This is a genomic window from Kitasatospora sp. NPDC007106 (genome assembly GCF_040634455.1).
In the GTDB taxonomy this organism is placed as follows: domain Bacteria; phylum Actinomycetota; class Actinomycetes; order Streptomycetales; family Streptomycetaceae; genus Kitasatospora; species Kitasatospora arboriphila.
This window is the reverse complement of the sequence record NZ_JBEYFP010000668.1, coordinates 1-3242: the sequence shown is the minus strand read 5'-3', so window position 1 is coordinate 3242 and position 3242 is coordinate 1. Positions and strand designations below refer to the sequence as shown.

The 3242-nt window shown below is 77.0% G+C and carries 3 protein-coding genes; all 3 read left to right on the top strand.

The window, feature by feature from the left end; genetic code table 11:
* Positions 1-111: 111 nt before the first annotated feature.
* Positions 112-1221 carry a ScbA/BarX family gamma-butyrolactone biosynthesis protein gene (locus ABZ641_RS30460; protein WP_359986961.1) on the top strand — a complete coding sequence of 370 codons (1110 nt, stop codon included), beginning with the start codon at positions 112-114 and terminating at the stop codon, positions 1219-1221.
* Between the two features lie 88 nt (positions 1222-1309).
* Positions 1310-1990, top strand: coding sequence for an HAD-IB family hydrolase (locus ABZ641_RS30455; RefSeq protein ID WP_359986958.1), 681 nt, complete (start codon positions 1310-1312; stop codon positions 1988-1990).
* A 109-nt stretch (positions 1991-2099) separates the two neighbouring features.
* Positions 2100-3197 carry a ketoacyl-ACP synthase III gene (locus ABZ641_RS30450; RefSeq protein ID WP_344626335.1) on the top strand — a complete coding sequence of 366 codons (1098 nt, stop codon included), beginning with the start codon at positions 2100-2102 and terminating at the stop codon, positions 3195-3197.
* Positions 3198-3242: the final 45 nt, after the last annotated feature.

Below are 3242 nucleotides of genomic sequence, written 5' to 3'. Positions count from 1 at the left end.
CCAGGGGTCGGCCTGGCACCGGTGCCGCGGGCACCCGGACCGAGGGCGCCCGCCGCACCGGTGCCAGGCCGACCCCTGGACCGCATCCGAGGAGCAACGAGGAGGAACCGCATGACCACCGCACCGCTCGCCCCCGTCGAGGCACCGAGCCACCCGGCCGAGGCCGTCCCGCTGTCCTGGGCCACCACCCTGGACCGCGGGCTGGTCCACCGGGACGCCGTCGGCGAGGTCTTCGTCACCGACCTGCGCGGGGACGAGGACGGCCACTACACGGCCGCCGCCCAGCTGCCCCGCTCGCACGCCTACTACGGCGACCACCTGCTCCGGCCCGGCACCCACGACCCGGTGCTGCTGCTGGAGGCCGCGCGGCAGGCCACCCTGGCCGGGGCGCACCTGTTCCACGGCATCCCGACCGACCACAAGTTCATCCTGACCTTCCTGCGGATCCACCTGATCCGGCCGCAGCTGCTGACCATCGGCGACAGTCCGCTCGACCTGGTGCTCAAGGTGACGGTGACGGACCGCCGGGTCCGCGAGGGCCGGGTGACCGGGCTCGACCACCGCGTCGACCTCACCGTGGACGGCACCGTGATCGGCTGGGCCGGCGTCGGCCTGCGCTTCCGCGACCCGGCCGGCTACCGCGAGATGCGCCTGCGCAACCGCGACGGCGCCGCGCTCCCCAGCACCGCGGTGCTGCCGCCGCAGACCGGCGGCACGGGCGGCCCCGGCCTGCCGGCCGCCCCCGACCTGGTCGGCCGCGCCGACCCGCGCAACGTGGTGCTCCTCGACCCGCGGCTCGCCGACGGCGGCGCCACCGCGGTGCTGCGGATACCGGCCGGCAACCCGAGCATGTTCGACCACCCGCAGGACCACCTGCCGGGCATGGTGCTCGCCGAGGCCGCCCGCCAGCTCGCCCTGTTCACCGCGCTGGACACCCGCGGGCTGTCCGCCGCCAAGACCTTCCCGGTCGACCTGGCCGTCACCTTCGCCCGGTTCGGCGAACTGGAGCCGCGGACGGTGCTGACGGCGACCCTCGGCGACGAGAAGCCGCTCGGCGCGGAGGCCGGCGAACACGCCTACTACACCCAGGGCGGCCCGCTCGACCTGGACGAGGCCGAGCCCGGCGCCGCCGTCACCCAGCTGCCGGTCGTGGTGGACGCCCGCCAGAACGGCGAGTCGATCGCCCGGTTCGTCCTCTCGCTGGCACGCATCCGCGGCTAGCAGGCTGTACGCGTACCCGGCGGGCCCGGGCGCACCGCCCGGTGCGGCCCGGCCCGTGACCGACCGACAGCACAGCAGGGGGAGACCGATGTCCAGCACCGCCGCCGCGTTCTTCGACGTGGACGAGACCCTCGTCCGGGTCAAGAGCATGTTCCACTTCCTGGAGTTCTACCTGCGCCGCCGCGGCGAGCCGGAGGGCACCTTCGCCCGGCTCACCGCCGACCTCCGGGCCGCCGCCGCGGCCGGCACGCCCCGGCAGGTCGTCAACCGCGCCTACTACCGGCTGTACGCCGGGGAGAGCGCGGAGCGGCTCGCCGCGGCCGGTGAGGCCTGGTTCGAACGGGCCGTCGAGGACGACCTGTTCGTGCCGGAGACGGTCGCCGCGACCGAGCGGCACCGGGCCGCGGGCGACGCCCTCGTCCTGGTCTCCGGCTCCTTCTTCGCCTGCCTCGACCCGATCGCCGCCCAGCTGCGGGCGGACTGGACGGTCGGCACCCGGCCGGTGGTCCGCGGCGGCCGGCTCACCGGCGAGGTGGTCGTCCCGGTGATCGGCGCGGTCAAGGGCCGGGTCGCCTCGGCGGTCGCCGGCGTCCGAGGCGTGGACCTCGCCCGCTGCGCCGCGTACGGGGACCACTCCAGTGACATCCCGCTGCTGGCCGCGGTGGGCCGGCCGGTCGCGGTCGGCGACGACCCGGTGCTCACCGCGCACGCCGAACTCGCCGGCTGGCAGCGGCTGGTGCCCGCCGAGCCGGTGCGGGCGGCGGTCTGAGCACGTGCTGCGCACCCCCGCCCGGCGGGCCCGGGGGAGCGGCGCGGACGGCACCCGGCCGGGGCCGTACCGCGCGGCGACAGGCCCGCACCGACGACAGGAGGGGACCATGACACCGATCGGCATCGTGGGCACCGGCTCGTACGTGCCCGCGGAGGTCGTCAGCAACGAGGAGGTCGCGGCCGGGGCGGGCGTGACCGCGGAATGGATCGAGGAGAGGACGGGCATCGGCCGGCGGCACCGCGCCGCCCCGCACGAGGCCACCTCCGACCTGGCCGCCGAGGCGGCCCGCAGAGCGCTCCGGCAGGCCGGGGTGACGGCCGACCGGCTCGCCTTCGTGGTGGTCGCGACGTCCACCCCGGACCATCCGCAGCCCGCCACCGCCAGCATCGTGCAGCACCTGATCGGCGCCCGCCGGGCGGCCGCCTTCGACGTCAACGCCGTGTGCAGCGGTTTCGTGTACGGGCTGGCCGTCGGCACCCAGATGCTCCGCGGCGGCACCGACCCCGCCGCGCCGTACGGACTGGTGATCGGGGCGGACATCTACTCCCGGATCCTCGACCGGGAGGACCGGAGGACGGCCGTGCTGTTCGGCGACGGCGCGGGCGCCGCCGTGCTCGGGCCCGTCCCGGCCGGGCTCGGCGTGGTGCAGACGCTGCTGCAGGGCCGCGGCGACCAGCACCGGCTGATCGGCGTCGCGGCCGGCGGCAGCCGCCGGCCGGCCTCGGCGGAGACGGTCGCCGAGGGCGGGCACTGGTTCCGGATGGACGGGCGGGCGGTGCGCGGCTTCGTCCACGAGGCGCTGCCCGGCGCGGTCTCCACGCTGCTCCGGCGGGCCGGGGTGCCCGCCCGCGAGGTGCGGCACTTCGTCCCGCACCAGGCCAACGGGGTGATGCTGAACCAGGTGTGGCCGGAGCTCGGACTGCCCGGCGCCACCATGCACCTGACGGTCGACCGGCACGCCAACACCGGCGCCGCCTCGGTGGCCGTCACGCTGGACGCGGTGCACCGCCGCGGCGGGCTGGAGCGCGGGGACCTGGTGCTGCTGGCCGGTTTCGGCGGCGGGATGAACATCGGCGCCGCCCTGCTGCGCTGGGCGCTGGACCAGCCGGCCGGCCCGCTCGGCGAGCCGGTGTACCGGGCCGAGGACGAGGCGGCCGAACGGCTCGCCTCCTGGGGGCTGCTCTCCGGGGCCGCCCTGCGCTGAGCGGGCCCCGGCGGCGAGCCGCGGTGCGCGTGCCCGGACGGCCGG